The sequence below is a fragment of the Bacillus sp. 5mfcol3.1 genome (assembly GCF_900114335.1).
In the GTDB taxonomy this organism is placed as follows: Bacteria; Bacillota; Bacilli; order Bacillales; family Bacillaceae_G; genus Bacillus_A; species Bacillus_A thuringiensis_S.
In genome coordinates this window covers 1-1,103 of sequence record NZ_FOST01000068.1, presented here as the reverse complement: position 1 = coordinate 1,103, position 1,103 = coordinate 1, and the positions used below count along the sequence as shown (strand labels likewise).

Genomic DNA, 1,103 nt, shown 5'->3' with positions numbered 1-1,103 from the left:
TGAGGACCCTCTGGACCCGTTGCTCCAACTGGCCCTGGCACACCTTGGATTCCTTGCGGGCCCTGAAGTCCCTCTGGGCCTTCTGGACCTGTTGGACCTATCTCTCCTTGTATCCCTTGGATTCCAGTTGGACCTTGTGGCCCAGTCGGACCTATGTCACCTTGCGGACCTTGGATTCCCTGTGGACCTTGTGCTCCTGTTCCCCCTGTCGCTCCTTGGATTCCTTGAGAACCTTGTGGGCCTTGAATTCCTTGTGGGCCGGTTGGACCTATCTCTCCTTGTGGGCCTTGAATCCCTTGCGGACCTTGATCTCCAGTGGCCCCCGTTATTCCTTGAATTCCTTGGGGACCTTGAACACCTTGGGGACCCGTCGGACCTATCTCTCCCTGCACACCTTGGATTCCTTGCGGACCTTGCAAACCCGTCACTCCGGTTGCTCCCGTTTCTCCTGTCGCTCCTGTCACTCCAGTTGAGCCTGTCGCCCCAGTATCTCCTGTTACTCCTGTCGCACCTGTTGCTCCTGTCGGGCCAGGTGGTCCACCAGATGGACCAGTTACTCCCGCCGGACCTGATGGCCCCGTTGGGCCGGTCGGTCCTGCTGGTCCTCCAGATGGGCCTGTTACCCCTGTTGGACCGGTTACTCCTGTTGGGCCTGTAGTGCCTTCCCCTGTCGCACCTGTTGCTCCTGTATCTCCTGTTGCCCCCGTCGGACCTTGGATTCCTTGAATTCCCTGTGGACCTTGCACTCCTTGTGCGCCCGTCGCTCCTTGAATTCCTTGTACTCCTTGCACACCTTGGGGACCCATCGGACCTGTTGGACCAATCTCCCCTTGAGCACCTTGCACTCCTTGGGGACCCTCTGGACCCGTTGCTCCTATTTCCCCTTGTATCCCTTGAATTCCAGTTGCTCCTTGTACTCCAGTTGCTCCCGTTATCCCTTGCACACCTTGTATTCCCTGTATTCCTTGTGGACCTTGTGGGCCTGTTGTTCCTACCGGTCCTTGAATACCTTGTATCCCCTGAGGACCCTCTGGACCCGTTGCTCCAACTGGCCCTGGCACACCTTGGATTCCTTGCGGGCCCTGAAGTCCCTCTGGGCCTTC

General features: G+C 58.2%; 1 pseudogene. It reads right to left on the bottom strand.

Annotation, left to right across the window (positions count from 1 at the left end):
• Positions 1–1,103, bottom strand: a pseudogene (locus BM089_RS30480) (collagen-like protein); the annotation flags it as partial.